This is a genomic window from Ilyobacter sp. (assembly GCF_041583315.1).
GTDB lineage: Bacteria > Fusobacteriota > Fusobacteriia > Fusobacteriales > Fusobacteriaceae > Ilyobacter.
This window is the reverse complement of the sequence record NZ_JBFHGC010000459.1, coordinates 1-2,361: the sequence shown is the minus strand read 5'-3', so window position 1 is coordinate 2,361 and position 2,361 is coordinate 1. Positions and strand designations below refer to the sequence as shown.

Below are 2,361 nucleotides of genomic sequence, written 5' to 3'. Positions count from 1 at the left end.
CTCTATTTTTAAGACTATCCCTTCTTTTTGCATAAAAAACACCTCTTTAAATTAAAAAACAAGCTTCTTAATTTTTTTTAACACTGCAGCAGTGGAATTTTTTATCTCCAAAACTTTTTTGTCGATTCACCTATTTTTTTTTAAAAAGTTTTGAAAAAACTCCACCTTTTTTTTCCTCTTTATTTTCTTTACTACAGTTTTCTTCTATATCCTCTATAGATACCACTGTGTAGCCTTCTTTTTCTATGGCTGATTTAAGCTCTTCAGAAGATGCCGTCCCCTTTACCATAGCTTCTTTATTTTCCAGCACTACTTCTACACTGCTGGTTCCCTCTATACTATTTAGTACTTCAGTCACAGCTTTTACACAGTGTCCGCACATCATACCCTCTATTTTTATTTTTTTCATGATTATCTCCTCCGGTTTTTTCATTTTCAGCTCTCAAATCATTATACCCCCATGCCCTATTATGAGTCAATAAAATAACATTTTTAAATTTTAAGTGAAAAAAAGTCCGGAATAAACCGGACTTAGAGTATCTCTACATCTGCTGATAATCTGTATACTATATCTTTTCTTTCGATAATTATCTCGGTTTTCTCCTTGAGACTCTTATCAGATTTGATCTCTTTAAAAAGTTCTTTAGAAGGATTTACAGCCCTTGGATTTCCTACTATTTTCAGCATACTCAGATCACCCTTTGTATCTCCGTAGGCAAAGCACTCATCTAGGTTCAGGTTGTATTTCTCCTTAAAATACTCTATGGCCTTTGTCTTGTTTTCAGCATCCCACATGGGAGATATCTCTCCGGAAAATTTTCCGTCTTCTGAATAATATTTTGTTCCGCAGTAATCATCAGCCTTCCACTTCTCTGCCATTCTGGACACCAGAAAATCCGGACTTCCCGATATGAATATCACCTTATGTCCTTTTTCTTTATGAAATTTGATCATGTTTCTTGTGTAGGTATACACCCTGTTCCCCTTCAGATCCATCACCTGGTCTGATACAAAGTCATTATATTTCAGTGATATTCCCTTTATAGCCTCTACATAGGTGTCTGCAAGTCCCATGAGATACTTATCGTAATCTCCGGTTCTTTCATCCCACTGTCTGAAGCTGTTTTTTACTCTGTCCTCATACATCTGAATATTCAAGAGTTCATATTTTATGAGTTTCTTAAAATGCTCAATAAGGAGAGAATTTCTGTAAATGGTACCATCGATATCAAAAAATGCTGCTGTCATAGTGAGTCCCCCTCTATAATTCTAGTTAATATAATAGATATGAATAAAAATCAAAATTCCTTTAAATTTATAGTGAAAATCTGCCATCTATATGTTATCATTAATTAAGCTCCTTTTGGAGTATTATTTTAGAGCGAGGTGTTTTAATGAAAATAGAAGAGAGCAAAGTTGTAGTTTTAGACTTTATCCTTACTGACGAAGACGGAAATATTTTAGAAGATACAAAAGAAGTTGGGCCTTTTGCATATATCCAGGGTTTTGGAGATTTCATTCCAAAAATAGAGGAAATTTTAGAAGGTAAAACTGTAGGATTCCAATCAAAAATAATTGTTTCTCCTGAAGAGGGATACGGCGAGTATGACGAAGAGCTCATCTCTGAAATGTCAAAAGAAGATTTTTCAGAATTTGAAGATATCTATGAAGGTCTGGATTTCCAAGCTGATACAGATGACGGACTTATGGAATTCGTAATAAAATCAATCGAAGATGACGTTGTTTTAGTAGACGGAAACCACCCTTTTGCAGGTAAAAATCTTACATTTGACCTAAAAGTAACTGAGGTAAGAGAAGCAACAGAAGAGGAACTAGAGCACGGTCACGTTCACTTCTAGTAAATAAATAAAAAGATCGGACAGGTTATATTTATATTGCCTGTCTTTTTTTTATTTTTAATTACCCTATTAAAAAATGCACTTTAAAGAGATGCTTGATTTTGTTTTTTGTTGCAATTAATTATACAATTCAAGTATAAAAAACATTTTTTTTAGAGGAATTCTCCCTCCTGCAGAATATATTTATTGTGATACTACAAATTTAAAAAGGAGGAAATATCATGTCTGATTTTAAAAGTATGTTTCAGTTTACTTTATCTAGTCAGCTTCTCACAATTGTCGGAGTAATTCTGATAGTTGTCGTAGGTCTCATGATCGCTTCGTTTATCGCTAAAAAAATAGGGACTCTTATTAGCAAGTCCAAATTTATACAGGGAAAAATCTCTGAGGATAAGAAAGAACAGTCGCAGGTGTTCTTTAATATCATTGTAAAGGCCATCTATTATCTGATTGTAATTTTCATTATTATTGCTGCGGCAGAAAAGCTTGGGCTTGGGAAATT

3 protein-coding genes and 1 pseudogene are annotated in these 2,361 nt (G+C 33.7%); 2 read left to right on the top strand and 2 right to left on the bottom strand.

Going from position 1 to position 2,361, the window contains the following annotated elements:
• Positions 1-130: 130 nt before the first annotated feature.
• Positions 131-409, bottom strand: a complete 279-nt coding sequence (locus tag ABZA26_RS12900; RefSeq protein ID WP_372714918.1) for a heavy-metal-associated domain-containing protein — start codon at positions 407-409, stop codon at positions 131-133.
• Positions 410-531: 122 nt separating this feature from the next.
• Entirely contained in the window at positions 532-1,248 is a 717-nt protein-coding gene (locus tag ABZA26_RS12895; RefSeq protein WP_372714917.1) for an HAD family hydrolase, read from the bottom strand.
• A 146-nt stretch (positions 1,249-1,394) separates the two neighbouring features.
• Between ABZA26_RS12895 and ABZA26_RS12890 the strand changes: the two genes are divergently transcribed.
• A complete protein-coding gene (locus ABZA26_RS12890; protein WP_372714916.1) occupies positions 1,395-1,859 on the top strand; it encodes a peptidylprolyl isomerase in 465 nt (154 codons plus the stop codon).
• Positions 1,860-2,080: 221 nt separating this feature from the next.
• A pseudogene (locus tag ABZA26_RS12885) lies at positions 2,081-2,361 on the top strand (hypothetical protein); the annotation flags it as partial.